This is a genomic window from Prochlorococcus marinus str. MIT 0912 (assembly GCF_027359595.1).
GTDB lineage: Bacteria > Cyanobacteriota > Cyanobacteriia > PCC-6307 > Cyanobiaceae > Prochlorococcus_B > Prochlorococcus_B marinus_C.
Genome location: NZ_CP114783.1, coordinates 545,779 through 569,061 on the forward strand (window position 1 = coordinate 545,779; position 23,283 = coordinate 569,061).

Consider the following 23,283-nt stretch of genomic DNA (forward strand, 5'->3'; position numbering starts at 1 on the left):
TGTGGAATGGTGAAAGGAATAAATAGTTTCATAAGCCCTACTTACCGCCCTTTGTTCTAAACCTTCTTTTTGCTTGTAGGGAGTAGGAGAACACTACAAAAAGTTGAATAAAAAGTTAATTTCTAAGTGATCCTTCTGTTGATCCTTTTTCTTAATTCCTTTAGTTGAACATTGAATCTTAATTGCTTTATATGATCTAGCTTTTCAGCCATATCTACAGGCATTGTCCTAGCTGCCTTAACCATTGCGAAAGCATACCTATGAGTCTCTTTGGGGAAAGAATCCATAGTCGAAGTAAGGATATATAAGACACTCAAGCGAAAACGATAACCATTTGTCCATGAAGAAAATTACTTAGATTGACCACCACCTAGCATCGGCGAAATCCTGTCCCTTAGCTCACCAAAATTCAAAGAGTTGAAATGTTCAAACTGGTTTCGTCGAAAAATTCCTTACACAATCTTTAGTTAACCCTCTACAAATAGAAGACTTATGCTTAATATTCTTCTTAATCAGATGGCTGTAATGATTAATTTAATTCGGAATTTTATAATTACTTCTGATGCATGGACTGGAAATATTCAAAACGAAATGGATTCTAGATATGTAGAGAAGTCAGGGCTGACAAATCTTTTTACCGAACATAAGTTTTGGGGTTGGGCTGGACTTCTTTTAATCTTCGTAGCGATTGCTGCAATATTTTATTTCCAATTTCAAGCATGGGAACAAGAAGATCAAGAGAAAAACAAGAGACTTACTCCAAAACAAAAAGAATTTATCAAGTTTCTCGGGAAGGCCTCAAATCAATCAAAGGGTGATCAAGCTACCTTCAAGAAGTAGTTGATGTTGAAGATAACTCTTCTCAACTGCAATGATTGGCGTATGGGAGAAAATTTAATTGTTGCTGTTATTAGCGAGCAATATACATATGTGCTTTCTTATAGACCATCACTTTTAGATCCCTCTTTGATGTAAAAGAGCTTTTCAGAACATTACTTTTTGGCGCTGATCCATGGTTTAGTAACGAGCATAAAGATCAAATAAAATACCACCGATAAACTCACCAAGGCCGAACCAAGATTTTTTAATTATTTTGGCACGCTTAGGTTTCATCATTACATGCACTGACGAAATCTGTTGACCAAGATTGTTGAAAAGCCAATGAACAAACCAGCGGGAATAGCCAAGCTTGCGATAATAATTGCTTCGTTAATTCCGTACATTTTTAAACGATTACAGATGTAGCAGAAGATAATGAACCTGATGCAAGAATTAGAGCAGGTATGCAGAAAAGAGCAAGAAACTTAGCTGCTGAAGAATAATTAATTGAAGTCATGGTAGATAGAGGAAGAAAACTTTTGGTGTAAAAAAGGGTCCGAACATTTCAGGCATTTGAATTAAAAATAAAAAAGATTTCTCCAATACTGATGTTCGGTTTAGGTAGGGCTAACCAGTTCGGATATCTAAGGACAGTTTTTCTGAAGACTTTCCAAGAAACCGTACTTGAATTTCATTTCAGTTGTTCCGGTTGGCTTGTTAGTTTAGATAGACGTTCGCTCCATCTTTGTGGAGTGCAATACATGGAAGTAGGGAACGGGATTTCCAGTAATTAAAAAGGTCATGAACAACCTAGTACTAACTAAAAAAAGAGTCTTAAAAGCAGAAAGACTACACAAAGCTCAACTTGCGACATTTAAGAAAGGAGTTTTTACTTCTTACAAACCCTCAGTTTTTGAGGATAGACAAAAGCAAGCTCGTAAAGATATTGCAGCAATGGATTCTTAATTCATAAATGAATTGAGTGCTGATTTCTATCGAAACCATTGGGCTGGCTTAGGTCAGCCCTTTTTATGTTCCATATTGCATAACTAATAAGTATTAATTGAGTAAAAGCCGAGGTGTTGAAATCAAAAGGAATCAACTAGAACATATTCATTCGAATAGGAGATTTATGAAACTAAGAACTCCATTTTCTATCATCAAAAATGCGTTGAGTGATATTCGAGTAATGCATGATTTCAATTATGAAGTTCCTGCTGAAACAAGAGAGGAGTTTTGGAAAGAAGAATGTGCAATCCACCCAACTTCTTCAACATGCAAAGTTTATGACGACTAATCAAACAAAAATTCAATGGATCCGTTAGATCCTGCTCTTCAAAGTACAGCTGTATCAGGAGTTAAGCCTATACTAACTCTGGCAGCTTTTGCTGGAGTAGGATCTTTTTTCCTTGGAGCACTTGTTACTGCTATTAGAAGAGGAATGAAAGAAGATGGTTGGTTCAAATTCAACAAAGATGATAAAGAGCTAGACTAAGCAGTTGCTTGTTTAAACCTCTAACTTAAATAAGACAAATTGGAGACGATAAAAAACACAAATGGAGTTCTTTGATAAGCTAGAAATAATAGGCGGGATTATTTCTAGTTTGATTTGATTTGCATTTTTTATGGTGTGATTATTTATATCGATCAAACATGAAAAGCGAAAGTAAAACGAGGACAGAAAGTACCCCCTCATCAATAAAATGATACTCTTTGCTAAAGCTCAAATTATTGGTGGAATAGTTCTCAACCTGATTGCTTTTGGGCTTTTTCTTGGAGCAATTGGATATTTTGCTTTAACTGGTAAAATGGCTGAGATGTTCGGCTGGAATAACAAGAATTAAGAGGTAAATAATTTATGGCTGAAACGGAGCAATATTGCAAAAATCTATGGAGTTAGTCCTATTACTGTTAGTCGGTGGTCTAAGGCCTAGAAAGTTTATGGAGAGCCTTATTAGACTTTTTTAAAATTTTTAGAGCCTCTTTTCTTGAGGTACAAGCATCTGCTTTAGCTTGAAGTTTCAAAAGTTTGGCGTGTTGTTTCTCTAAGTTCATCCAACATTGGATAAAAACGAAGAATTAAACTAGCAGCTTTAGTTAATAACTGAGGGAAGATGACTCGTAAGGTTCTCTAATTTGTATATTTTTAGTTGTGCAATAGAACCCCCCCTTTAAAAAAGGGGGGGTTCTAACTTTAATAGTTACTAAAAGCTCCTAATCGGAATCTTAAAGCGAATTGGTTAAGCCCCAGGTATGTAGAAAATGCAAGGCTTATATGTATTTATCAAGGAAAGCGGAAGACTACCTTGAATAAATGAAAGAGCAAAGGGATAGGATTTCACCGACTATCCCCTTCTCTGACTTGAGCTTGAACGCAACTGGTCTTTGCAGAAGTTACTCGATCATGCTTATTTATAAATCAAAAAGAAGTTCACTAACACTGATGTTCGGTTGAGGTAGTGCTTTCCTATCTATTTTTTCTTTGGCTTGTCGTAATTAAATTTGGTCAAAGTTTTGTTGCCTTGCCAAGAAAGAGTGCCTTGATACATGTCCTCACTCAGTAAATAATTTAGTGCTTCTTCTGAAGGTGCTTCAACGTTTTCTTCTTGGGGCATTGGCTCAATATCTTCTGCTTGAACTGCTACAGGACAGAAAAATAAAAGAAGAGCAGTAACAAAAGAAAAGAGTTTTTTCGTTATTTTTCTGAGAGTTTGCATATGGATGAGCAATTTTATGTTTGTTCAATTGGTGCCATTGTTAATCCTTTACTGATTAGTTGCTGATGATATAGCTCTGCTTGTTCAAGGGGGCCTCTCCATACTTCAGCCAAACCTTCCCTATCTACTTCGACGGCAAGTACCCATGATCTTTTTTCACTCATCCCTGGAATTATTGTCACAAGAGAATTTGCCACATGTTCAAATGTATTAAAATTATCGTCAAGAACTATTAGCTTTGCTTCTGGATATTTTCTTTTTGTTGTCTTTGGCTCTAAGACTGTAGTAGTTGAAGTATTTTCTTGTTCCATAAAAATGGGAGCCAATACCACCAGGATAAATCGACTGTCAACCAAGCTTTGAATGCACCAAACTGGATACTCCCCTTTGACTGGTTCTTCATAGAAATCACATTTTCTATTCCAAAACATATCAATTAAACATTCTGTCTGTTTTACTTAGCTTCCGAATTAAGCGTAAGTTTCTTCTACTTGCTAAGTTTTAGCATCTTGATTTGCTATGTCCTATGAACCAGAGCAACCACCTTCACCCCAACCCCAAGCAAGAAATGGAATTCCAATTACTGTAAGAGCAAAAATTAATGAAATAAACTTCTTAACTTTGAAATTAATAGTAAATTTAATATCTTAAGATTATTTTACTAAGTAATTTATATCCCCCTTAATTCAGTTGTTGAAAAGATCTAGTGTCTTTAAGAACAAGCAGAAGCTTTCTTGGAGAAGGTATCTCATCTTCCGAATAACATAAATATGATATAAAAAACTAAACGGAATTAAAAAGACAGCCTGGGAAACCTGTCTCTGACTTATCAATGCGACAGGATTAGAAATTGCGACCTAGTGCACCCTAAGCAATAAAAAAGCCCCTTCCGTAATGACAGAGAAGAGGCCTTTTTATTAGTTATAAAACTAAGGACTAAACGATTCCTGGAATGATCCAACCTGTTATTCCGTAGTTAATCACTGCAGCAAAGAAGCCCATCATCGCTAGACGACCATTCATTTGCTCTGCTGTTTTCCAGTAGTTAGTTTCTTTGTTCATTACACGAAACCTGGAATGATTTGACCGGTTGTTAGGTATGCACCGACAAGAGCCAAGCAGCCAACAGATGCAGCGAGACCATTGAGTCTTTCAGCAATTACTTTGCCTTCTTCTACTCTTTGAGTTTCTGTAGTTTGGTTTTTCATTAAACGACACCTGGGATAAGTTGACCGGTTGTTAGGTAGATACCTGTTAGAAGAACGAATGCCATCATGGCTGGTCTGCCGATGCTTCTTTCTAGAATTGTTTTGTTAGATGGTTGCATTGTTTTAGTAGTTACTTATTAGTAGTTATTGGTTTAGAAAATTCCAGGAATGATTTGACCAGTTGAGAAGTATGAAACCAAAAGACTGACCATTCCGATCATTGCCCAACGGCCATTTGTCTTTTCTGCTTCTTCTGGGTAGCTGGTGTAGTCCTCTACAAGCTGAGGCTGTGTTTCACGGCCAAAGATGTTTTGCTTGCCGTACTCAGTTATTACCTGAGAAGAAGCAGTACTGGAAGAAGTTGTCATTACTGGAATTGCGTTGATGTGAATAAATGTAAAGTATGAGTTTTCTAAATGAAAGATACGGTCGGGTACGGCTTCTTCTAATACTTAAGAGCTCTTAATCTCAAACACTAAATACAACAACTAATTAGAGAGATATTGATCCAATGATTAGATCTATTGATAACCCTCATAAGTATAAATAGCCCGAACTGGTTAGCCCTACTTCTACCGTCCTACAGCACTTTAGAGCTCTTTTTTAGGTTGGATACACCTTCTAGACACACAGAAAAAAACCTTTAGTCATGCTTGCAATCAACAAAACTACTGCTGCGAAACTAATCGTTCTCTGGAATCTTCCTGCACTACTGCTATTAGTTGGTGCTTATGAAGTTGGTACTTCCGTATTTTCTTAACTAACGTTGTATCTGAAGTTATACAAAAATCTCAATAAGTAAATTAAATAGTCAGATCAAAGTTCATCAAAATCAGAAGATAGTTTTTCCTGAAATCAAACATATAAGCCAGGGTAATATCTATAGCACTTATCCACCGATCAACAAGGGAGTCCAAATACAAAGATTAAAAGGAAGAGAGAGCTAATTGAACTGTATGCACCATAAAAGCTTGTCATATCTAAATTCAAACCTGTTGATTACTATCTTGCTCAGCTTTGAACTAAATGGAACTTTTTACGACATGAAAAACCTAAAATAAGTAGAGGAAAAAGATTAACTCAATTAGACTAAGAAGAGAAATTGAAGGTAACTTTGACAAAATGGCTACCAGAATAAATAAATATTTAAGTGAAGTCGGTTACTGTTCTAGAAGAGTCGCAGACAGACTAATTGAAGAAGGGAAAGTAACCATTAATGGTAAAATTGCAGAAATGGGTACCAAGGTCGAGGAAGGTGATCAAGTAAAAGTTGAAGGTCAAAGAATAGAAAAGTCAACGAAACAAAAAAAAATATACTTAGCCTTTAACAAACCTGTAGGAATTGTTTGCACAACCGATAGAAGAGTAGAACCGGACAATATTATAGATTTCATTAAATATCCTACAAGAATTTTTCCTATTGGAAGATTGGATAAGCCTAGTGAGGGATTGATTTTTTTAACTAACGATGGAGATATCGTAAATAAAATACTCAGAGCAAGAAATAATCATGAAAAAGAATACATCGTAAGCGTTAATCGTCCGATTAATAGAGACTTTATTCAAAGTATGAGTAATGGAGTTGAAATATTAGAAACCATAACTAAGAATTGTTTCGTAAAACAACTGGGACCAAAAAAATTTAAAATCATACTCACTCAAGGACTTAACCGTCAGATAAGGAGAATGTGTGAGTCCTTAGACTACAGAGTAGAATCATTAAAGCGTGTAAGAATTATGAATATTAAGTTAGACGTACCAACAGGAAAATATCGCGAATTTACCAAAGAAGAACTCTTAGAATTAAATGGATTACTCGAAAACTCTTCAAAAACATTTGACTAATTAAATCCCCCTCTTCATTTTGCTTAATAAGATTACGTCGGAAATGTTGCGATATGGAAATAAATTTCAGATGTTTTTTAGCCGTTTTTAATGCGTTATAAGCGAAATTAAGAGTTTTCAAGAGAATTAACTACTTTTAAATGCCTTTTTAAAATTACGAACCATGAAGCTTACATCAATTGTTATTAATAATCACTTTTAAAAACTTAAAAAACCAAAAAATAACTACAAAAAAAAAGATGGCTCAATTAGACTAGGAAGAGAAATTGAACGTCTACGCCAACGAGTACAAAAAATATACAGAATAGGAACCACCGCTCTTCGTATGGTCATAGTTAAAGATGATGAGACTACACAAGAGCTATCAGATTGGGATCTACGCGTAAAACTGGAGAGAAAGAAATGAGCACGAGTCATATCAAAGAGAAAAAGAACGGGAGGTTCACATTCAAGGAAATTCCACTGCCTGGTCACTTACAACGAGCACTCGTTATTAGGACCAAGGGATAAACATGGAAAATTGCGGCTGAATCCGTAGGGATGGATTATCTAACACTCAGGAAAGACGATACACAAAGTTCTATATTCCTCTCGACATATCTCAACTCAAGACGAAGATAAAGGAGCTGAAGCAATCGTTACTAAGAAGAGATGAAAAAGGAGAAATCGTAAAAAAGGAATAGCAATAGTGAAAAGGCTCTATTATCTATTGATGTTTCTTCTTTGTATTGCTATGCAGCTTCAATAATTCTTGATTCGTTGCGCTTTTGGTCTAAATAAATTACAGAGTTACTGACAGGAAATAATTTCTTTTCTAAGTGAGCTATTGCAATTCTTTTTGTTTCTGTCATTTCTTCTGTATAGAACTTCAAAGGCTGAGAAACATACTGATTGTCACCACTCATTAAAAATTTTCCAAAACATCTCTCTCTTATATAAGCGTATTAATAGTTTGATTGCATTAATGACTTCACAATCAAATTAACTATTCAAAATCAATTTCCACTTCCTCTTTCATATCCCTATCTAGATCAGGAAGATTTGGCTCTATCCAATGAGATTTATTATCAACACCAGTCGCAGTTGCATAATTCATAATGTGCTGATCAACTTGTTTATAAATGTCATGTAGATTTAAGTCCTTACTAACACCATATGCTATCTCCGAAACTTGTTGTTCTGTTAAGCAATGATCAGGATGAAGTAAATCACAGCAAGGAATTCTTTTTTCTATCAACTCATTTATGTTGATTTTAATTTCGTAATCTGGATGAACAGTCATGTTATGAAAGATTTTTATAACTACTACAATTTAATTTTAGGATTGTTTTTTAAGAAGAGCACATTCAAAATGTTTAGTCCCACACGTTAATTCCATTTGATACATCGAAATTGGGAGGAGTATGTAATCCTTTAATTTCAGTTTTATCAATTTGATGGCTTACTACCACGTCCACGGTTTAATTCCTGACACATTTGCTCAATCAGAGGGTTATCAATTATTCGAGCAATACATTGCAAATGGAGCCCCAAAAGACAACTTCGATGGCTTTGAACTAATTAGTAGAGTTCATGCTCCTCAGACAGGGGAAGTCTTTGTTACCTGCAAGGCTGAGAACCATATAAAAGTAGCTGAACATTTTGCTATTTGGAGAGCAAAATTTGGTGTTGAGTGGGACGTTAAGCCAGTTTTCAACGATAAAGAAGTTATCCAAAGGAATAAGCAAGTTGCAGAAGAGATAGCAACTATGGGCTAATTCAGGATTAAAGACAGAATTTGTACGAGGAGTATTTATTAATACTGCAGAAATTAATTTAGCTATTAAATTTAGGAAAATTTTTAAAACATATGAATTCTGCTCTTACCACGGCGAGAAGTATTAAGTTAAACAGATTCTCCAAGATTGCCTTTACTTTGACCTCATCAACTTTTTTTCTTTACGGATTAGGTCAAGCACCTATCTTCAAGAATTTCCTAACTAGTGCTTTCTCTTGTTTTAATGCAGGTTAAACTTACGATTTCAAATCAAATAGTGAATTGGGCTGACTTAGGTCAGTCCTTTTTTATGAGATCAATCAGAAGTTCTAAATGTCTATTTTTAAGGAGAAGAATCATATTCATTAGTCATTTGCCATGATGTTCAGATGAACTTCGCTGATAACTGGGCAAGGGTTTTTGTTGTGATTACGTTTCTGACTTTTGGAGAAGCTCAGATTATTGGTGGCATCATTCCCAATTTGATTGCTTTTAGTTTGTTTCTTGGAGCAATTGGATACTTTGCTTCAACTGGAAAAATAGCTGAAATGTTCGGCTGGAGAGACAAGAAATAAGCTATTACTAAAAGTCAATACTCAAGAGGGACCCATGAGAGACCTTCGGGGTATTCCCATTAAAAAAGACAGGCTGGAAGACCTGTCTATGACTGATCGGGGCGAGATGAAAAAGAGATCCTCCTCTTCACCTTCTACCCTTCCCACCCTTTCTACCCTTTCTCCCCTTTCCACCTTTTTGACTAGAGTTATCATCTGAACTGATCAAGTCATGAACAGCATCAGCAATTTTTTCACGGTCAGCCATATCATAAACGGTTTTAGCCAGCGCACCTGTTGCAATACCGACGGCCCAAATAGCATAAGCACCAGCTACTGGTATTACTCCGCCGTTGATGCTCTGAAGGTCACTTAACTGAAGCTCTTGATCGACGGTTTCGATGACGTAAGAAGTAGTCATGATAAAAATAATGTTGTGAGGGTTGAATCCCTTCGATGTACTTACTATCTCTCGAATCAATGACTGAGGTGTTGATCTAGTTCTGATGAATCTGTGAGGTTGGTCACAATCTCATAACGACAAAAAAATACCCCGCCAAAGCAGGGCAAAGATTCATTTTATTTCAGTGGATCATTTTTTCACATTGACGTAAAAGTCTTCTAATTTTAATTCTCTGCGCTTCAACTGATCTTTTAGGATCTCTGGAAGAGTGATTATTCCAAGCCTGCGATGGCGAATTGGATTAAATTTGATCCTGTTGCCACCAGAAATTGCAGATAATTGATCAAGAGTTAGTTCAGTGTTGTTCATTGTCTTAGATAGTTGTGAGGGTCGTTTCCCTTCGATATACTTACTATCTCTCGAATCATTAACTGAGGTGTTGATCTACTTCTGCTTAATCTGTGAGGTTGGTCACAAGTGATATTTCAAGTATTGACGCTCCTTAAACAGCAATAATGATCACTGCTAGAAAGTAGAAAGTTTAGAGAGGAATCACATGTCAGAAGAAGAACTAAATCAAGAGCTATCAACTGATGAGCTAAAAGATGTTGCTGGAGGATTAACAGAAGCTGCAGCTCAATCTAAGACTCGTTTCCTAAATAAGTATGAACCGAACGCCAGCAGATCCTTGAAAATGATTGCAAGGGAACAAGTCTGAGAGTTATTGAGAAAGTGTAAATGTAACAACTTTTTTTAGACGCTGTCTAGCCAGACTTTGCGATCCGAAATAACCCATGAATCTCGGTCCAAGAAGAACCCAAATGATTCACTCTTATTCTTTAAATTCATTCATCAACAATTGCCAGCCAAGTGTGGAGGCGTTGGGGCTAAAGCTTGCTCGTTGTTCACACATAAATCCATGATCAGCATCTTCAATTTCTACATAACTCAATCTGACTTCAGAAGAATCTGCTTCTCTTAAAGCCTGTTGGATAGATATTCGATCAGCTTCAGGTATTAATGAATCACCAGTTCCACAAATACAAGTTAATTTTCCTGAGGTTTGACTCAATAATTCCAAGCTAGGAGGTCCTCCTCCTGGTCTAGTGGTTGCAACACCAGCACCATAGAAATCAAAAGTTATATCGACTTCTGGAAGTGTTGATGTAATAAGTGCTGCATGACCACCAAAACAAAAACCAACAACAATTATTTTTGACTGGCTGTACTGCTGTTTTAACCAATTCAATGCAGCAGTCGTATCATCGAGAATTTGCCTGGTCGTCGTTTGTTCTTTATGCCGACGCCCTTCTACTAAATCATCATCGGTATATCCAAGTTCTAACTCTGGAGCTGTTCTAGCAAATAATGGCATTGCTAAAGCAGGAATACCTTGTTCTGCAAGTCGATCAACGACGCTTCTTAACCAACTATTAACACCAAAGACTTCTGGTAGAACAAGAACAACATGCTTACTTTCTTTCTGAGGATTATTCCACCAGCAACGTAACTGCACTGGACCTTTTTCTATATGTACCCAACGTCCCTCCATATCTCAAGCAAAAACAAATTTGATTCCTAATATAATTTAATTCAAGATTGCTTTCTCAATATCTTTGACTACACGAATGCCGCTTAAATATGCTCCGTGAGTAGTCGCAGAATAATCAAAATTTGTATGTTCTCCACAAAAGAATAATTTCCCATCGACTGGTGTAGATAAAACTTTGTAATCTCGAGGAGTTGATCCTGGGGATGGATAAGAATATGCACCAAGAATGTTTTCTTCTTTAGACCATCTTGTTGTAAGAATATCTGTAGGATCAGGTATATTTTGCCCCCATACATCTCTCAAAACGATCATTGCATCGTTTTTCATTTCTTTTTCATTCATTTGGTCTGCAATAAGAGCATAATCCCCAACACTTAATCCCAATAAAATATTTTCTCTACTAAAAGTTCGGTAATTTAACCAATAATTCCAACGGCCTTTTATCTCTGTATTTACACCAAAATACTGAGTTTCTTTATCCCAAAAAACATCATTAAATTTCATTGCTATTTTAGTTACTGATCCAAAACCCAATTTATCAATGCTTTTAATATATTTTTTAGGCAATGAAGGCTTGAATTTTATATTTTTTGCTTTCAAAATGCCTAAGGGAACACTGCAAATGATGGAATCACATTTAAGCTCTTTATCATTAGATTGAACTCTTACAAAATCCTTATTTGATATATCAATTTCACTGACTTTATTATTCAATCGAATATCTAAATTTTTTGAAAGTTTTTTTATAATTGAATCATATCCATTAGTAATAATTACATCTGGTTTATCAAAGGCTTTATCGTCGTCATGAAAAACAGCAGAAACCTTTTCTATAGAAGTTCCTTTATCAAATTCAGTATATGCAGATAGTGCCCATAACACCCCAGGATCATTTAATGCCGCAGGATAAATATCCTGTATTGCCTTTCTTAAACTTCTCCTATCATTAAGTTCTAATTCTTCATCTACAAGATATAAAGCTTTTTCCCATTTTTCTTCAACAGCTGCAAATTTATCATCAGACCATATAGTGCCATCTGCATCGAATGTCGAAATATTATCGTCATTAGTTAAAAAGTATTTACAACCACTTTTGTCTGCCAATTGTTTTGTTGGATTGTCTTGAGAAGGCCCATGAATCCATCCTGCACCAACTTCAAAAGGAGCATCCTTCCCAAGTGACCAATCGGTTTTAATTCGCCCACCAATGTAATTGTTGGCTTCCAGTATGGTTACATTTGCTCCTTTTTGTATAAGTTCGCTTGCTGCTGTTAATCCAGAAATTCCCGCACCAATTACGATGATATTTTTCCCTTTTAATAATTGAGATTTTCGACCTAATACTGGAGGCATCATCGATGCGCAATAGGCCAACAGTAATAATTTTAATAATCGTCTACGAGTTAAGATATTTTGATTGATTGGCATTGGTTTTTTTTTTTTAATTTAATTAGGAATCTGTTGCTTTGCTACTTGAAAATAAAAATTTATGTGGATTAGGAATCTTTTCTAAATCAAGATTCTCGTTAGGAATTAATTTTTTCTTCATCGCACAAACATAAATTTCATTGTTTAGAGATAAGCGGCGCCTTCCATTTCCTGGCTAGTCACTTGATTTGTTTTAACCAAATACCTCATCCTTTATAAAAGTTTTTTTGGCAGTTCTCTCTCTAGACCAAATCGCAAATTTTCTGAACTCTTTTAATTCACAATAGGTTAACGTCTCTAAATCTTGTTTTTTTTAATAAGAGATCAAATATATCTAATACTATTTGATCCATTGATTTTTTTGTAGGAGTTTCTCAGCTATTAGTAGTTATTAAAATTTTTTAATACAGAATTGATGTACTTTTATCTGTTTAAGCATCTTCTAAATCCCATAGGGAGTCTTTTCTATTTCCTTTACTGGCGATGCCATCATGTCCTATAGGACCAAGCGCAGCTGAACTATTTGGTTTAGAAATGCCATCGCTACCTATAGGGCCAAGATAAACTGAATCATTTTCTTTTTTTAATCCTGTCGTTTTACAAAGATTACCTTCAACAGTCCAAGATCCACCCGCAACATCTTTTAGCTCATCAGTTGATAGCTCTTGATCCTTTTTTTCTTCTGACATGAGATTTTTCTCTATGGTCTTTACTTTCTAGCAGTGGTCATTGTCGCTGTCTGAAGGAAGTAAAAATTGTAGACACTTTAGTCAACTATTTCAGTGGTTTTGGTTTTCGCTTGATTCTGCCCTAATCGCTCTTATATCAGCTTGTTTCAAGACTTAGAGACACAGGTGTCCCTATCTTTTAAAGCTTAATGCTAAAGAATTATCGGGCCTTCGGACAACCCACATCGAATTAATTTACAAAGGACCCAATAAACGTTTAATTGTAGTAAAAAATTAGTGCAAACTTCATACTTGACTCATCAAGCATCTCCTGACCCATCTCCCTTTTGAGCAGTGTATGCACTACCTTCTTGATCCATGGTCCAATTAGGATTAGCTTTACCATTACGAAAACGATTTCTTAAAGATTTAAATTTCCCTCTAAAATCTGCTCCATCAACAGTCCACCAACCCTTATTTGCTTTTGGCTTGAATTGACTACCACCAAAATCAACAACGCCACCCGCAACATCTTTTAGCTCATTAGTTGATAGCTCTTGATTCATTTCTTCTTTTGACATGAGATTCCTCTCTAAATTTTCTGCTTTCTAGCAGTGGTTATTGTCGCTGTCTGAAGAAGGAAAAAACTTGAAATAACACTTGTGACTAAACTCACAGATTAAGCAGAAGTAGATCAACACCTTAGTCATTAATTGGAGAGATAGTAAGTACATCGAAGGGATTCAACCCTCACAACTATCTAAGACAATGAACAACACTGAACTCACTCTTGATCAAGAACTAAGTCTTAATGAACTTGAAGATATTTCTGGAGGCTTATGTCCTGCCAGTATGCTCGTAGGTGCAATGTTCGCAACTGTTGTCATTGGCTGGGTTGCTGCTGAGAAAGCCGGCAGTCCTGGAAGTTTTAAGTCTTCATTTGGTGGAAAAGACAAGAATAAAAAAAAGAATAAAAAGCAAGAAGATAACTAAATCAAAATTACATAATTAATAATTCAATTCGTCTAAAAGCACTCATTAACTGGGTGCTTTCTTCTTGTTTAAGCTGTTATCAAAATGAGAAGGAAGAAGAGAAAGACGATAGAAAAGAAATAAACTGAACAAGTCGAAGTCGCAGAACTTGTTGGTTCTCACTCGGCATTAAAGCATTTCTAAAAATCTAATGTCATTCACATGTGCTTTCGCATGGTTTTGTGCTGTGCTCATGGTTCCTCTAATGCTATTTATGTGGGCATTGGATACTAAGAAAACAAGAATTAACAGATAAAGAAGTTATGGCTGGAGTTGGAAAAGATTGCTGATATTTACGGAGTTAGTCCTACTATTGTCAGGCGCTGGTCTTTGGCTTAGTTCTTATCCCTTGATTGATTTGAGGCCTTCTCAAGAAACTCGACAAACTCTTTTTGTTTAGGAGTAAGTTTCTCTTGTTCTTGATCTTCTTGTTCCCACGCTTGAAATTGAAAATAAAATATTGCGGCTAACGCTACGAAAATCGAAAGAAGTCCAGCCCAACCCCAAAATTTATTTTCAGTAAAAAGATTAGTCAAAGATGACTGTTCTACATACCTTGCATCCATCTCACTTTGAATACGCCCAAGCCATGGGTCAGCAGTAATTATAAAATTCCCAATTAAATCATACATTGCTGCAACATTAGGTTGAGAAAAATTAGAGTTGCACTAAGTAGGAAATAAACCAAGCGGCAAATATAATTTTCCCCAAAATAAGAAAAGGAAGAAACTTAAAAGCCTTCTTTTCGAATAATCTTTATCAACTGAAGTCATGAGAAAGAAGCAACTGAATTTCTAGCGGGGTTAAATCACTATTTTCTATTCCCCAAAGCTCTCCTTTGTCTGAAGCTTCAAGAATGGATTCGTAAAAATCAGGTAAAAAATTTTTAGGCATTGTGCTAATTAAACGATTACAGAATTAACAACATCAATGGAAGTTGATGCAAGGATTAGCGCAGGGATACAAAAAAGAGCTAGGAACTTAGCTGCTGAAGAATTATTACTTGATGTCATTGCGGTATGGGGTGAAAGTTTTTCGGTGAGACAGGGGTTGAACATTCCATTCACCGATTCGTTAATCATAAGAGTACTCTTGAAGTAATGATGTTCGGTTGGGGTAGTGCTTTCCTACTCCCATCCAATGAAAAGAAGGATTAGACAAAAGGTGTAAGAAAGGAGGCTTTATGAAACTCTTTACTCCCTTCACCATCCCCAACAAAGACAACTGCGATCTTTGCAGGATTAAAAGGAATAATCAGAAGAGAGGCAAATAGCCTCTTTTTTTTATTGCTGTTGCTGTATTTGCTCGTAAAGCGAAGAAGGCTTTTTGATTGTTGTCCGATATTCGCTAACGATGTCAGTAACTTCTTCACCATGAATCCAACGGATTTCGCCAGAATCTACGTTGGCAATTTGAAAGAGTGAGGGTGCATCAGGATCACGAGAGCCGCCAACAAAAGTAAGAACTTTTCCAATCTGGTCCTTTTCATATAGAACAGCGTCACCCGGTCTGATTTTTAAAAATAAATGTTCATCCATTCTTTCATTGTGTCCAAATCCATCAAGCAAGGGAAGTATTCTTTTTGACCAATCATAAGAATTTATACAAATTGGGTATTTCTTTCAGCTAGTAAAAACATTTTCCTTAGCCAATCTAGTTGTATGGAAATTTAATTGTTCTTTCGACCATGCCTTTTGCGGTTATTTCTGGAACTGGTAATTGGGTTCCTTCTTCTTCTCTTCTCTATATTGTTTTGATCTTTGGGGCACTCCTTACAGCTGGTGTCGCTATGTCAGCATTTTCATTTTACGATGATTACTACTGGGGTGATGAGGATTTTAGAGATCAGCTTAGGTTTCATCCTTCAAATAGAAATTCATCCAATCAAAAGCCTCGAAAGGTCTAAAAAAGATTTATGAAGTGAGTCATAAAAAAATATGAAAGGTGACTATAAATTAATAATTAGATATTTTAAATGAATTTCTTACCAAATCTTTCTCCAATTAATCAACTCGTGATTTTAGTTGCTTTTATTGGACTTTTATTTGGTTTTCTGGTGGTTTACCTAGATAACAGCAAAGACTATGTATTGAAACGAGATTGGCGAGATAAAGATAGTAAATAATCGCCTAATAAAGAGAAAAATATAAAATATTCATGACATGACTCTGCAATGTTGTCGATGTCCGAGATTTTGTCTTATTTATATTGTGTGATCGTAGGGGATAGTAATTAATTCATACCAACCAATCCCGTCTTTTGATAAGTCTCATCAACTTTGGTCATTTCTTCATCATCTTCATGAAAAGAACAGGTATACATAAGATTTATCACACGGTCCAGGTCAATCTTTCTATCTGCAACATCCTGCCAAAGTCTCTTGGTTAACTCTTCATCACCTCGGGCAAATTGAGCCTGTACTAAATCTCTTACAACCTGAAAAACAGCTTGGCGGTCATTTCTTATTCTTGCCTCTTGGGTTCCTATTGGAACTTGCGATGACTTTGAAGTGAATTTGTTTTTTAGGTTCAATCTATTTTCCTTAATGTTTGTATCTATTTTTACAAAAAATTGATTTGTGGCAATCAGTATTTATTTTGATCTTTCAAAAATTGAAATAATGAAGCTTACTTTAAATGCCTGGATTTTCTTGTTATGCAGTTTTAACTAGGAGTGATGTCTCGTCAAAAGCACTAGCAAGATCTTTTGTTTGGAATCTTGAGTAGCTCAAAAGGTGAGTGTTTAAAGTGTGGCCCATTGCATCAGCAATTTGTTTTGGTGCTCTATAACTTCCATCTGCTTTAGGTCGATTATGACCGCAGTAGGCATATCTATGGCGAAAGCTGTAAGTAGTTAATTCTTGATTTTCCCTCGAAACTTCTTTCCTGATAGCCTCCCAAACTTTTCTGCGACTTAAGTAAGTTCTGCAAGCATCGCCAGCATTACCTTCTTTCCCAAGTAGGGGAAGAAGGTTCAAACCTTCCTTCTCACATAACGCTAATTGTTCTTTTAGATGCCAGTTAAGGGGGCCATCAATGTCATGGACCAGCAAAGGATATAAACGTCTAGCCTCTGTTTTTTCTCCCTTCTTACCACCTCTGGATTTTTCGTAATTAGTCCAAATCTCTTGTCCACCATTGCGGGTGTGGATAGTTCGGAGGTCCTCAGGTCTAAGGCCATAAACAGCTATGCATTGAAAAGCAAACCTCCATTTATTGCCAATTTCATCTACTGGGAAAGAATCTAATAATCGAAGAATTTGCGAATCAGTTAATGGATAACCAATTCTTTTTTTAGTGGTAACTAAATCTTTATCTGTTACGGCTGGGGGCAACCACGTGGACTCGAACTGCTGTTCCTGAACACAAAACCGAAGAAACCCAAAAAGGGCTAGGCGCATGTGTCTTCTTATTGGTGTTCCTTGTTGCCATTGTTTAAGTGCAACCCACACAGTGCTGGCCCATTTAAAGATGCTTTGGAACTATTTCTAGTGGCCTTGATTACGTTCTTAAAGACAGGGTGATATTTGCTACGCCAAGTCGAATCTTTTACACGATCTTTTTTAAATTCCCTATAAGCCTCGATTGTTTCTTCCCAGTTGATTTCAGTTTTGCTTGAAACTTTATGAGCAATATTGAAGCAAGTTTTTATATCTAATCTCTGGTTTGATTCTTGATAAGCTTTTGCTGCTGATCTAATTCTTAAAAGTGCATCAGGCCAATCTGATTCTTTCCATGCATATGGAATTGTTATATCTGCAATTTTGTTAGCATCTTTACGAATTTGAACTCTTGTTGATTCTTTCTTTCCTTGCATGACTAACCACCCTTTTGGGGTAGACGCTTTAACAGCTTTCCTAAATTCTTTTACCCAACTTGGTTGATCGACTGTTTTCGCCAATTAGGGAGCGCTAGGTCGCTAATCCCTTATTTTTACCCCCACCTGGGGGTAAAAGCAACCTTTAGTGGTCGTTAGTTTACTGTCTCAAGGGTAAGTAGACCATCTATGATTGCAGTTATAGATTAAATATAACTGTTCTCACTAGAGAAGAGCGGGTGCTCTGGGAGCACTAGGTCGCAGGTTCGAATCCTGTCGCCCCGATCATTCAGAGACAGGTTTACCAGCCTGTCTTTTTTATGGCTTTAAGACGTTTATGTCATATGGAAGGTGAGAGCCCCTCCCTGAACAGGTTTTTGCTTGATCTTGAATAGACCAGAGCTTTGGATGGATGACGGAATTAAAGGGATTTAACGGACTTAGGAAAATGCTCTTAAGATATGGAAACCTACTTTTAAGTTCAAAGTGAAAAAGGTTATTTCATTAGTTTTTTCCCTTTCGGTTATTGGAAGTCCTTCTCTTGCTAATGCAACATCATCTGTTCTCTGAGCTGCTAAATCACATTGAGTTGCGTAGAAGGTTAGATCAGCTTTTCGCAGTACATCACCATCACTTAACAACAAATCATTTTGTTGTAGACGATATTTTTTCGGTTAATTGAATTCTAATTAAACCTACTTTTTTCATGATTAAGTAATTTAAGACAAAAAAAAGAGGGACTCAATCCCTCTTTTTTATCTTCTCTTGGCCCTCACTACAGCGTTTTTAATACCACTATTCATCCTTGATTATAGTCGTTGGTCTTAGATTAAGTAAGCTACTTTGAAGTAGCTATTAAATAAACATGCCGGGTGCTGATGCAGACACTAAAGCACCTTCCACTGTTCCAAAATGCTCACTTCCATTAAAGAAAAGTGTATTAGTTCCATCAAATGTTGTCGTGACTGGGCTACTACCAACAACCATGATTTCATCTATACCAATTTCAAAGTCCTTGATAGAACTATGCCCATCATCACTCACTAAAACAAACAAATCACTACCACCTTCTCCAAATAACTCGTTATTCCCACCACCACCAGCCAATATGTCATCATCTGCTCCGCCATACATTACTTCATCCCCTGCTCCTCCGTTTAAGATGTCATTACCTCTATTTCCATGAAATACAGCAGTAGAACTGTCCTCAGGGCATGAATATCTTGAGTCGATAATGTCATCTCCTTGCCCTAATCTTATCACGGAACCATGTATATCACCATTCAAGCTGACGTAATCATTTCCACTACCAGTATCAACAAAACTATCTGCAAGTACACCATTAAAGGCAAGAAAATCATTATCACTTCCACTACGCACAACGCTATCTAAAACGTCTCCATTAAAATTAAGGGTGTCATTGCCACTGCCACTATGAATATTACTTTCGAGAACATCTCCAAATGTATTTAGGATGTCATTGCCACTACCTAGTCCTAATCTACTACTCTCAATATTACCCACAACTACTGCACTATCATCCCCACTTCCAGTTGAAATACTAGTAGTGGAAAAACCACCATAAGACATTAAGAAATCTTGACCTGATCCCATATGAATATTGCTTTCATTAATAACTCCATTTGAAACTAATTCGTCATCTCCGCTTCCAGTGAGTACTCTTGAGTTATTGATATTGCTTTGGAAAACTACTGAATCATCTCCTGAGCCAGAATAGACTCTACTGTTATTAACATGACTGTTAAAAGAAAGAAAGTCATTGCCTGACCCAGAGTGAATTCTTGAGTTATTAACTTCACCACCAATAACAACAGAGTCTGCACCAGAACCTGTTCCTATCGCAGAGTGATCAACTTCACCGCCAATCGAAATAGCATCATTTCCACGTCCTGTATATAACCGACTATGTGTGACATGATCAGTGATAGTTATATCATCATCAGCATCTCCTGTAATTAGACTTTCGTAGTTTAGGAAGTCTAGAGTAGTAGTTGTTGTTGGCATGGTTCGAAAAGATTGTGTAAGGAATTTTCCTTCGGTACCTCCATAAAATATTTCGAAAGGCTTGGAGTTGTTTTGACTAGATTCATGTTTAACTGTGAGATTGCTCACAGTTAAACTTTAAAGGTAAAAAAGAAAGAAAAGAGCAGCAAAAAGTAAAAGCTAAAAGGAAGAGCTGGGTTCGAACCGTCTCTCTCACAAAGGACAATATCTCTACCAGGCAAATGCTCGGCCTTCGGACGACTCACAGTTAATGCTCTAGGAAGAACCTATTTTCAATTTTATGAAGCTATGGAGAAAGCAAGAGAAGAAAATCAGTAAAATACGCCATCAAAAAACCCGCCGAAGCAGGGCTTTATTACTAGCTCAAGGCTTGAAAAATAGTCCAATATCAAAACCACGTGGTCTGTAATTAGAGTGAATGACTTGTTTAAAACATCAAGTTTGGCAAAGACACCCCCACCTAAACTTCAGATAGTTGATCAAGAGTGAGTTCAGTGTTGTTTATTGTCTTAGAGAATTGTGAGGGTTGAGTCCCTTCGATGTACTTACTATCTCTCTGATCAATGACTGAGGTATTGATTTACTTCTGATGAATCTGTGAGGTTCGTCACAATCTCATAACGACAAAAAAATACCCCGCAAAAGCAGGGCAAAGATTCATTTTATTTCATTGGATCATTTCTTCCCATTGACGTAAAAGTCTTCTAATTTTAATTCTCTGCGCTTCAACTGATCTTTTAGGATCTCTGGAAGAGTGATTATTCCAAGCCTGCGATGGCGAATTGGATTAAATTTGATCCTGTTGCCACCAGAAATTGCAGATAATTGATCAAGAGTTAGTTCAGTGTTGTTCATTGTCTTAGATAGTTGTGAGGGTCGTTTCCCTTCGATGTACTTACTATCTCTCCAATTAATGACTAAGGTGTTGATCTACTTCTGCTTAATCTGTGAGGTTGGTCACAAGTGATATTTCAAGTTTTGCCTCCTCAGACATCAATTTAATTATCAAAGGGCCCAATAGAAGGTTTTCTAATTATTAAGGCCATCAATTAATAGCTAAACAGATTTTTGAAGACCTTGTATTGCTTGCATTTAAGTTTGTTTTTCTTGTGCTCTAGCTAATCAAATTCAATTCATCTTCTTGCTGTAATCAAAGTTACTTTTAAGTTTCTAAAGGATTCTTAATTTCAGATAAATGCGCTTTAATTCCATTAATTAAATATCTCCATTCATGGGTGAATCATTACAGAAAGCATTTTTCGGTGTCATAGCTCTAGGGGTCTCTTGTATAGCTATCGAATTAATACCTGTTTCAAGACAAGCTGCTTATTGGAATCGCTGCTTAGATAACACAGTGAAATTTCTTGAAAAGGATGTAAGACAATTAAAGGGATGGGACAAGAAAGCAAAAGAATCACTCGCTGTTGGTTTATGTAATGGAGCGGTCTACGAGCCGAAGTTGAACACTGAATAACTACCAATATGGATCATCTCCATCAATATCACCCATATCAAAAACTGATCCTTATTTAACAGACTTAGAAATCTGGTCTAAAAGGATACTTCCCTTGCTTGATGGATTTGGACAGAATGAACTTATGGATGAACCTTTATTTTTAAAAGTCAGACCTGGGGACGCTGTTCTATATGAAAAGGAGCAAATTGGAAAAGTTCTTACTTTTGTTGGCGGCTCTCGTGATCCTGATGCACCCTCACTCTTTCAAATTGCCAACGTAGATTCTGGCGAAATCCGCTGGATTCAGGGTGAGGAAGTTACTGAAATAGTTTGTGAATATCGGACAACAATCAAAAAGCCTTCTACTTTTTTCGAGCAAATACAGCAGCAACAACAGCAGTAGAAATAACCAACAAGAAACCCCTCTAGAAATTCCAATAACTAAAGGGGTTATTAATCAACTCGTACTATATAAAGTCAATTATGTCTTGATGAGGTTTGGCCTCAATTAAAAATATAAGTGAAATCAGGCTAGAAAACAAGCAAAGCTTGGAAAGTTCTACTTCAACCGAACATCAGTATTAGAGAAGTTCTTTTTTAAAATAGCAAGTTGATGGCGTAATAAGGAAGCATCATCAAGCAAGATCAGGGGATAGACGTCGAAATCCTGTCCTCTCTTCGCAAATTCAAAAAAAGTTCATTAGTTCTGCACTTTTTTTTGAGAACCTGAAAGAATTGAATATTCAATCTTTTCCCTTAAAAAACTTCCTCACACAGTCTTAGTTAATCCTCCTAAAAAGAGGGTTTTCTTGTTCTATCCTTCAGCCATAGACCATTGCCTAACAGCAGTAGGGCGTGCACCGAATATGTCAGGGACATTTCGTTTAAAGCAAGAAGATAAGATGAACTAGATCAGCTAGAAAGGTTTTATGAAACTTTATCGCTTAAATCATATTTTTACAAAAACTCCATAAACTAAAAAATTTCCAAACAAGAGGATAATATTTTTTGGGATTATTCTTAAAATTTGATTTATCCAAAGACATTACAACTTGAATCTGGAAGTGATCTTCTTAATAGTCTTCAAGCTCTGGCGATAAAAGAGAATAAATCTGGATATGTTTTGAGTGTAGTAGGTAATTTATCTATGGCTAAATTTCAATGTCCGGGGAAAGGACAAGTTACTACAGTTGAAAATCATCTAGAAATAATAGCCTTAAATGGAACAATATCGCCAAACAAATGTCATCTTCATATAAGTCTTTCAGATGGAGAATGCAAGGTATGGGCCGGTCACCTAGAGGAGGGAACGATAATACTTAAAGGCGCTGACTTATTAATAGGATTTCTTGATGAGACTATAAATAAAAAAGAAGTCAATACTAATCAACAAACAGTTGAAATATTTATACTTCCAAATTGTCCATGGTCCTCGAGAGCTGTTCGGATGCTGAGAACATTACAAATACCACATGAAATAAAAGTGATAGAAAATGATGATGATTTTAATTCCCTTCATAAAAGAAGTAATTATTCGAGCTTTCCTCAAATTTTTATAGATGAAGAATTTATTGGTGGTTACTCAGAATTAGCTGAACTTCAAGCTTCTGGCAAATTAAGCAGTTAGTGAGTTATCAAACTCCACCTCCCAACTGTCGTAGGACTTACTCAATAAATTCCGGCAATCTTTTTTAACTCCAGCCGTAACTTCCATAGCTGTTAATTCTTGTTTTTCCAGCCGAACATCTCAGCCATTTTTCCCGTTGAGGCAAAGTATCCAATCGCTCCAAGGAACAAATCAAAAGCAATCAGATTGGGAACGATATCTCCAATGATCTGAGCTTCTCCAAACATAAGAAACATAATCACAACAAATATTCTTGCCTAGTTATCAGCGAAGTTCATTCTTCCATGATGATTCTTTTTAGGTAAGACCGGAGAAGAAGAAATACCAGATAAAAACAATAGCGTTTAAGCCAAAAGTTACTGAAATTCCAATAACTT

At 36.3% G+C, this 23,283-nt stretch carries 42 protein-coding genes; 17 read left to right on the forward strand and 25 right to left on the reverse strand.

Annotated features, from left to right (window positions below; all coding sequences use genetic code 11):
* Positions 1–122: 122 nt before the first annotated feature.
* The gene (locus O5640_RS03370; protein WP_269613220.1) at positions 123–287 is read right to left on the reverse strand and encodes a hypothetical protein; all 165 of its coding nucleotides are present in this window, start codon (positions 285–287) and stop codon (positions 123–125) included.
* Positions 288–492: 205 nt separating this feature from the next.
* Between O5640_RS03370 and O5640_RS03375 the strand changes: the two genes are divergently transcribed.
* The 6 genes from O5640_RS03375 to O5640_RS03400 all read left to right on the forward strand — a co-directional run bounded on the left by O5640_RS03375 (position 493) and on the right by O5640_RS03400 (position 2,663).
* Positions 493–840, forward strand: coding sequence for a hypothetical protein (locus O5640_RS03375; RefSeq protein ID WP_269613222.1), 348 nt, complete (start codon positions 493–495; stop codon positions 838–840).
* Between the two features lie 3 nt (positions 841–843).
* Positions 844–975, forward strand: a complete 132-nt coding sequence (locus O5640_RS03380) for a hypothetical protein (RefSeq protein WP_269613224.1) — start codon at positions 844–846, stop codon at positions 973–975.
* A gap of 645 nt (positions 976–1,620) precedes the next feature.
* Positions 1,621–1,785: a hypothetical protein gene (locus O5640_RS03385; protein WP_269613225.1), complete on the forward strand. Its 165-nt coding sequence runs from the start codon at positions 1,621–1,623 to the stop codon at positions 1,783–1,785.
* 97 nt (positions 1,786–1,882) lie between these two features.
* Positions 1,883–2,116 (forward strand): hypothetical protein, encoded by a 234-nt coding sequence (locus O5640_RS03390; RefSeq protein WP_269613868.1) that lies wholly within the window; start codon positions 1,883–1,885, stop codon positions 2,114–2,116.
* 15 nt (positions 2,117–2,131) lie between these two features.
* Entirely contained in the window at positions 2,132–2,314 is a 183-nt protein-coding gene (locus O5640_RS03395; RefSeq protein WP_269613227.1) for a hypothetical protein, read from the forward strand.
* A gap of 208 nt (positions 2,315–2,522) precedes the next feature.
* Positions 2,523–2,663, forward strand: a complete 141-nt coding sequence (locus O5640_RS03400) for a hypothetical protein (RefSeq protein ID WP_269613228.1) — start codon at positions 2,523–2,525, stop codon at positions 2,661–2,663.
* 627 nt (positions 2,664–3,290) lie between these two features.
* Here the strand turns inward: O5640_RS03400 and O5640_RS03405 are convergent.
* The 6 genes from O5640_RS03405 to O5640_RS03430 all read right to left on the reverse strand — a co-directional run bounded on the left by O5640_RS03405 (position 3,291) and on the right by O5640_RS03430 (position 5,112).
* On the reverse strand, positions 3,291–3,536 hold the full coding sequence (locus O5640_RS03405) for a hypothetical protein (protein ID WP_269613230.1): 246 nt from the start codon (positions 3,534–3,536) through the stop codon (positions 3,291–3,293).
* Positions 3,537–3,550: 14 nt separating this feature from the next.
* On the reverse strand, positions 3,551–3,847 hold the full coding sequence (clpS, locus tag O5640_RS03410) for an ATP-dependent Clp protease adapter ClpS (RefSeq protein ID WP_269613789.1): 297 nt from the start codon (positions 3,845–3,847) through the stop codon (positions 3,551–3,553).
* A gap of 625 nt (positions 3,848–4,472) precedes the next feature.
* Positions 4,473–4,598, reverse strand: coding sequence for a chlorophyll a/b-binding protein (locus O5640_RS03415; RefSeq protein ID WP_011294605.1), 126 nt, complete (start codon positions 4,596–4,598; stop codon positions 4,473–4,475).
* On the reverse strand, positions 4,598–4,744 hold the full coding sequence (locus O5640_RS03420) for a high light inducible protein (RefSeq protein ID WP_269613163.1): 147 nt from the start codon (positions 4,742–4,744) through the stop codon (positions 4,598–4,600). Before O5640_RS03420 ends, O5640_RS03415 begins: the two co-directional genes overlap by 1 nt.
* On the reverse strand, positions 4,744–4,863 hold the full coding sequence (locus O5640_RS03425) for a high light inducible protein (RefSeq protein WP_011294968.1): 120 nt from the start codon (positions 4,861–4,863) through the stop codon (positions 4,744–4,746). Before O5640_RS03425 ends, O5640_RS03420 begins: the two co-directional genes overlap by 1 nt.
* Before the next feature lie 33 nt (positions 4,864–4,896).
* The gene (locus O5640_RS03430) at positions 4,897–5,112 is read right to left on the reverse strand and encodes a high light inducible protein (RefSeq protein WP_269613231.1); all 216 of its coding nucleotides are present in this window, start codon (positions 5,110–5,112) and stop codon (positions 4,897–4,899) included.
* A gap of 754 nt (positions 5,113–5,866) precedes the next feature.
* Here O5640_RS03430 and rluF point away from each other — a divergent pair.
* A complete protein-coding gene (rluF, locus tag O5640_RS03435) occupies positions 5,867–6,589 on the forward strand; it encodes a 23S rRNA pseudouridine(2604) synthase RluF (RefSeq protein ID WP_269613232.1) in 723 nt (240 codons plus the stop codon).
* Between the two features lie 731 nt (positions 6,590–7,320).
* Here rluF and O5640_RS03440 read toward each other — a convergent pair.
* Positions 7,321–7,494, reverse strand: a complete 174-nt coding sequence (locus O5640_RS03440) for a hypothetical protein (protein WP_269613234.1) — start codon at positions 7,492–7,494, stop codon at positions 7,321–7,323.
* 80 nt (positions 7,495–7,574) lie between these two features.
* Positions 7,575–7,871 (reverse strand): hypothetical protein, encoded by a 297-nt coding sequence (locus tag O5640_RS03445; protein ID WP_269613236.1) that lies wholly within the window; start codon positions 7,869–7,871, stop codon positions 7,575–7,577.
* Positions 7,872–8,025: 154 nt separating this feature from the next.
* Here O5640_RS03445 and O5640_RS03450 point away from each other — a divergent pair, with 154 nt between their 5' ends.
* Positions 8,026–8,346 (forward strand): DUF3303 domain-containing protein, encoded by a 321-nt coding sequence (locus O5640_RS03450; RefSeq protein WP_269613237.1) that lies wholly within the window; start codon positions 8,026–8,028, stop codon positions 8,344–8,346.
* Positions 8,347–8,734: 388 nt separating this feature from the next.
* Positions 8,735–8,920, forward strand: a complete 186-nt coding sequence (locus O5640_RS03455; RefSeq protein ID WP_269613239.1) for a hypothetical protein — start codon at positions 8,735–8,737, stop codon at positions 8,918–8,920.
* A gap of 127 nt (positions 8,921–9,047) precedes the next feature.
* On the opposite strand, the gene O5640_RS03460 is transcribed toward O5640_RS03455, so the two are convergent.
* Together O5640_RS03460 and O5640_RS03465 are read right to left on the reverse strand one after the other, a co-directional pair.
* Positions 9,048–9,320: a class IIb bacteriocin, lactobin A/cerein 7B family gene (locus O5640_RS03460; RefSeq protein WP_269613240.1), complete on the reverse strand. Its 273-nt coding sequence runs from the start codon at positions 9,318–9,320 to the stop codon at positions 9,048–9,050.
* Between the two features lie 171 nt (positions 9,321–9,491).
* Positions 9,492–9,671, reverse strand: a complete 180-nt coding sequence (locus O5640_RS03465; protein WP_269613241.1) for a CCRG-2 family RiPP — start codon at positions 9,669–9,671, stop codon at positions 9,492–9,494.
* Between the two features lie 187 nt (positions 9,672–9,858).
* Here O5640_RS03465 and O5640_RS03470 point away from each other — a divergent pair, with 187 nt between their 5' ends.
* Positions 9,859–10,020, forward strand: coding sequence for a hypothetical protein (locus O5640_RS03470; RefSeq protein WP_269613242.1), 162 nt, complete (start codon positions 9,859–9,861; stop codon positions 10,018–10,020).
* Positions 10,021–10,134: 114 nt separating this feature from the next.
* On the opposite strand, the gene O5640_RS03475 is transcribed toward O5640_RS03470, so the two are convergent.
* The 4 genes from O5640_RS03475 to O5640_RS03490 all read right to left on the reverse strand — a co-directional run bounded on the left by O5640_RS03475 (position 10,135) and on the right by O5640_RS03490 (position 13,531).
* Positions 10,135–10,854: a dienelactone hydrolase family protein gene (locus O5640_RS03475; RefSeq protein WP_269613243.1), complete on the reverse strand. Its 720-nt coding sequence runs from the start codon at positions 10,852–10,854 to the stop codon at positions 10,135–10,137.
* A 36-nt stretch (positions 10,855–10,890) separates the two neighbouring features.
* The gene (locus O5640_RS03480; RefSeq protein ID WP_269613244.1) at positions 10,891–12,282 is read right to left on the reverse strand and encodes a flavin monoamine oxidase family protein; all 1,392 of its coding nucleotides are present in this window, start codon (positions 12,280–12,282) and stop codon (positions 10,891–10,893) included.
* 431 nt (positions 12,283–12,713) lie between these two features.
* Positions 12,714–12,971, reverse strand: coding sequence for a hypothetical protein (locus O5640_RS03485; RefSeq protein WP_269613245.1), 258 nt, complete (start codon positions 12,969–12,971; stop codon positions 12,714–12,716).
* Between the two features lie 299 nt (positions 12,972–13,270).
* Entirely contained in the window at positions 13,271–13,531 is a 261-nt protein-coding gene (locus O5640_RS03490; protein ID WP_269613247.1) for a hypothetical protein, read from the reverse strand.
* 187 nt (positions 13,532–13,718) lie between these two features.
* On the opposite strand from O5640_RS03490, the gene O5640_RS03495 reads away from it, so the two are divergent.
* Entirely contained in the window at positions 13,719–13,943 is a 225-nt protein-coding gene (locus O5640_RS03495) for a class IIb bacteriocin, lactobin A/cerein 7B family (RefSeq protein WP_269613248.1), read from the forward strand.
* A 374-nt stretch (positions 13,944–14,317) separates the two neighbouring features.
* Here O5640_RS03495 and O5640_RS03500 read toward each other — a convergent pair whose 3' ends face one another.
* Both O5640_RS03500 and O5640_RS03505 read right to left on the reverse strand, forming a co-directional pair.
* Entirely contained in the window at positions 14,318–14,614 is a 297-nt protein-coding gene (locus tag O5640_RS03500) for a hypothetical protein (protein ID WP_269613249.1), read from the reverse strand.
* Between the two features lie 127 nt (positions 14,615–14,741).
* A complete protein-coding gene (locus O5640_RS03505; protein WP_269613250.1) occupies positions 14,742–14,876 on the reverse strand; it encodes a hypothetical protein in 135 nt (44 codons plus the stop codon).
* 36 nt (positions 14,877–14,912) lie between these two features.
* Between O5640_RS03505 and O5640_RS03510 the strand changes: the two genes are divergently transcribed.
* On the forward strand, positions 14,913–15,083 hold the full coding sequence (locus tag O5640_RS03510) for a hypothetical protein (RefSeq protein ID WP_269613251.1): 171 nt from the start codon (positions 14,913–14,915) through the stop codon (positions 15,081–15,083).
* 182 nt (positions 15,084–15,265) lie between these two features.
* On the opposite strand, the gene O5640_RS03515 is transcribed toward O5640_RS03510, so the two are convergent.
* Positions 15,266–15,550: a DUF3104 domain-containing protein gene (locus O5640_RS03515; protein WP_269613252.1), complete on the reverse strand. Its 285-nt coding sequence runs from the start codon at positions 15,548–15,550 to the stop codon at positions 15,266–15,268.
* 119 nt (positions 15,551–15,669) lie between these two features.
* On the opposite strand from O5640_RS03515, the gene O5640_RS03520 reads away from it, so the two are divergent.
* Together O5640_RS03520 and O5640_RS03525 are read left to right on the forward strand one after the other, a co-directional pair.
* The gene (locus O5640_RS03520; protein ID WP_269613254.1) at positions 15,670–15,888 is read left to right on the forward strand and encodes a hypothetical protein; all 219 of its coding nucleotides are present in this window, start codon (positions 15,670–15,672) and stop codon (positions 15,886–15,888) included.
* A gap of 69 nt (positions 15,889–15,957) precedes the next feature.
* Positions 15,958–16,107: a hypothetical protein gene (locus O5640_RS03525; RefSeq protein WP_269613255.1), complete on the forward strand. Its 150-nt coding sequence runs from the start codon at positions 15,958–15,960 to the stop codon at positions 16,105–16,107.
* Between the two features lie 107 nt (positions 16,108–16,214).
* Here the strand turns inward: O5640_RS03525 and O5640_RS03530 are convergent, their stop codons facing one another.
* The 6 genes from O5640_RS03530 to O5640_RS03555 form a co-directional block, all read right to left on the reverse strand.
* Entirely contained in the window at positions 16,215–16,514 is a 300-nt protein-coding gene (locus tag O5640_RS03530) for a hypothetical protein (RefSeq protein WP_036904025.1), read from the reverse strand.
* A gap of 121 nt (positions 16,515–16,635) precedes the next feature.
* Positions 16,636–17,433: a hypothetical protein gene (locus O5640_RS03535; RefSeq protein ID WP_269613256.1), complete on the reverse strand. Its 798-nt coding sequence runs from the start codon at positions 17,431–17,433 to the stop codon at positions 16,636–16,638.
* Entirely contained in the window at positions 17,391–17,882 is a 492-nt protein-coding gene (locus O5640_RS03540) for a hypothetical protein (protein WP_269613257.1), read from the reverse strand. The genes O5640_RS03535 and O5640_RS03540 overlap by 43 nt, the downstream gene beginning before the upstream one ends.
* Positions 17,883–18,238: 356 nt before the next feature.
* Positions 18,239–18,442 (reverse strand): hypothetical protein, encoded by a 204-nt coding sequence (locus O5640_RS03545; RefSeq protein ID WP_269613258.1) that lies wholly within the window; start codon positions 18,440–18,442, stop codon positions 18,239–18,241.
* Positions 18,443–18,653: 211 nt separating this feature from the next.
* On the reverse strand, positions 18,654–19,931 hold the full coding sequence (locus O5640_RS03550; RefSeq protein WP_269613259.1) for a calcium-binding protein: 1,278 nt from the start codon (positions 19,929–19,931) through the stop codon (positions 18,654–18,656).
* 567 nt (positions 19,932–20,498) lie between these two features.
* On the reverse strand, positions 20,499–20,678 hold the full coding sequence (locus O5640_RS03555) for a CCRG-2 family RiPP (protein ID WP_269613260.1): 180 nt from the start codon (positions 20,676–20,678) through the stop codon (positions 20,499–20,501).
* Between the two features lie 376 nt (positions 20,679–21,054).
* Here O5640_RS03555 and O5640_RS03560 point away from each other — a divergent pair, with 376 nt between their 5' ends.
* The 3 genes from O5640_RS03560 (at position 21,055) to O5640_RS03570 (ending at position 22,906) form a co-directional block, all read left to right on the forward strand.
* The gene (locus O5640_RS03560) at positions 21,055–21,297 is read left to right on the forward strand and encodes a hypothetical protein (RefSeq protein WP_269613261.1); all 243 of its coding nucleotides are present in this window, start codon (positions 21,055–21,057) and stop codon (positions 21,295–21,297) included.
* 94 nt (positions 21,298–21,391) lie between these two features.
* Complete coding sequence (locus O5640_RS03565; RefSeq protein WP_269613262.1) at positions 21,392–21,682, forward strand: DUF3104 domain-containing protein; 291 nt, start codon at positions 21,392–21,394, stop codon at positions 21,680–21,682.
* 624 nt (positions 21,683–22,306) lie between these two features.
* Positions 22,307–22,906, forward strand: coding sequence for a PCC domain-containing protein (locus O5640_RS03570; RefSeq protein WP_269613263.1), 600 nt, complete (start codon positions 22,307–22,309; stop codon positions 22,904–22,906).
* A 92-nt stretch (positions 22,907–22,998) separates the two neighbouring features.
* On the opposite strand, the gene O5640_RS03575 is transcribed toward O5640_RS03570, so the two are convergent.
* Positions 22,999–23,148, reverse strand: a complete 150-nt coding sequence (locus tag O5640_RS03575; RefSeq protein ID WP_269613869.1) for a hypothetical protein — start codon at positions 23,146–23,148, stop codon at positions 22,999–23,001.
* Positions 23,149–23,283 lie beyond the last annotated feature (135 nt).

Coding starts and splice junctions, on each gene's coding strand:
- O5640_RS03370 (WP_269613220.1), bottom strand. CDS start 287: ATGGATTCTTTCCCCAAAGAGACTCATAGGTATGCTTTCGCAATGGTT.
- O5640_RS03375 (WP_269613222.1), top strand. CDS start 493: ATGCTTAATATTCTTCTTAATCAGATGGCTGTAATGATTAATTTAATT.
- O5640_RS03380 (WP_269613224.1), top strand. CDS start 844: ATGTTGAAGATAACTCTTCTCAACTGCAATGATTGGCGTATGGGAGAA.
- O5640_RS03385 (WP_269613225.1), top strand. CDS start 1,621: ATGAACAACCTAGTACTAACTAAAAAAAGAGTCTTAAAAGCAGAAAGA.
- O5640_RS03395 (WP_269613227.1), top strand. CDS start 2,132: ATGGATCCGTTAGATCCTGCTCTTCAAAGTACAGCTGTATCAGGAGTT.
- O5640_RS03400 (WP_269613228.1), top strand. CDS start 2,523: ATGATACTCTTTGCTAAAGCTCAAATTATTGGTGGAATAGTTCTCAAC.
- O5640_RS03405 (WP_269613230.1), bottom strand. CDS start 3,536: ATGCAAACTCTCAGAAAAATAACGAAAAAACTCTTTTCTTTTGTTACT.
- clpS (WP_269613789.1), bottom strand. CDS start 3,847: ATGGAACAAGAAAATACTTCAACTACTACAGTCTTAGAGCCAAAGACA.
- O5640_RS03415 (WP_011294605.1), bottom strand. CDS start 4,598: ATGAACAAAGAAACTAACTACTGGAAAACAGCAGAGCAAATGAATGGT.
- O5640_RS03420 (WP_269613163.1), bottom strand. CDS start 4,744: ATGAAAAACCAAACTACAGAAACTCAAAGAGTAGAAGAAGGCAAAGTA.
- O5640_RS03425 (WP_011294968.1), bottom strand. CDS start 4,863: ATGCAACCATCTAACAAAACAATTCTAGAAAGAAGCATCGGCAGACCA.
- O5640_RS03430 (WP_269613231.1), bottom strand. CDS start 5,112: ATGACAACTTCTTCCAGTACTGCTTCTTCTCAGGTAATAACTGAGTAC.
- rluF (WP_269613232.1), top strand. CDS start 5,867: ATGGCTACCAGAATAAATAAATATTTAAGTGAAGTCGGTTACTGTTCT.
- O5640_RS03440 (WP_269613234.1), bottom strand. CDS start 7,494: ATGAGTGGTGACAATCAGTATGTTTCTCAGCCTTTGAAGTTCTATACA.
- O5640_RS03445 (WP_269613236.1), bottom strand. CDS start 7,871: ATGACTGTTCATCCAGATTACGAAATTAAAATCAACATAAATGAGTTG.
- O5640_RS03450 (WP_269613237.1), top strand. CDS start 8,026: ATGGCTTACTACCACGTCCACGGTTTAATTCCTGACACATTTGCTCAA.
- O5640_RS03455 (WP_269613239.1), top strand. CDS start 8,735: ATGAACTTCGCTGATAACTGGGCAAGGGTTTTTGTTGTGATTACGTTT.
- O5640_RS03460 (WP_269613240.1), bottom strand. CDS start 9,320: ATGACTACTTCTTACGTCATCGAAACCGTCGATCAAGAGCTTCAGTTA.
- O5640_RS03465 (WP_269613241.1), bottom strand. CDS start 9,671: ATGAACAACACTGAACTAACTCTTGATCAATTATCTGCAATTTCTGGT.
- O5640_RS03470 (WP_269613242.1), top strand. CDS start 9,859: ATGTCAGAAGAAGAACTAAATCAAGAGCTATCAACTGATGAGCTAAAA.
- O5640_RS03475 (WP_269613243.1), bottom strand. CDS start 10,854: ATGGAGGGACGTTGGGTACATATAGAAAAAGGTCCAGTGCAGTTACGT.
- O5640_RS03480 (WP_269613244.1), bottom strand. CDS start 12,282: ATGCCAATCAATCAAAATATCTTAACTCGTAGACGATTATTAAAATTA.
- O5640_RS03485 (WP_269613245.1), bottom strand. CDS start 12,971: ATGTCAGAAGAAAAAAAGGATCAAGAGCTATCAACTGATGAGCTAAAA.
- O5640_RS03490 (WP_269613247.1), bottom strand. CDS start 13,531: ATGTCAAAAGAAGAAATGAATCAAGAGCTATCAACTAATGAGCTAAAA.
- O5640_RS03495 (WP_269613248.1), top strand. CDS start 13,719: ATGAACAACACTGAACTCACTCTTGATCAAGAACTAAGTCTTAATGAA.
- O5640_RS03500 (WP_269613249.1), bottom strand. CDS start 14,614: ATGTATGATTTAATTGGGAATTTTATAATTACTGCTGACCCATGGCTT.
- O5640_RS03505 (WP_269613250.1), bottom strand. CDS start 14,876: ATGCCTAAAAATTTTTTACCTGATTTTTACGAATCCATTCTTGAAGCT.
- O5640_RS03510 (WP_269613251.1), top strand. CDS start 14,913: ATGGAAGTTGATGCAAGGATTAGCGCAGGGATACAAAAAAGAGCTAGG.
- O5640_RS03520 (WP_269613254.1), top strand. CDS start 15,670: ATGCCTTTTGCGGTTATTTCTGGAACTGGTAATTGGGTTCCTTCTTCT.
- O5640_RS03525 (WP_269613255.1), top strand. CDS start 15,958: ATGAATTTCTTACCAAATCTTTCTCCAATTAATCAACTCGTGATTTTA.
- O5640_RS03555 (WP_269613260.1), bottom strand. CDS start 20,678: ATGAACAACACTGAACTAACTCTTGATCAATTATCTGCAATTTCTGGT.
- O5640_RS03560 (WP_269613261.1), top strand. CDS start 21,055: ATGGGTGAATCATTACAGAAAGCATTTTTCGGTGTCATAGCTCTAGGG.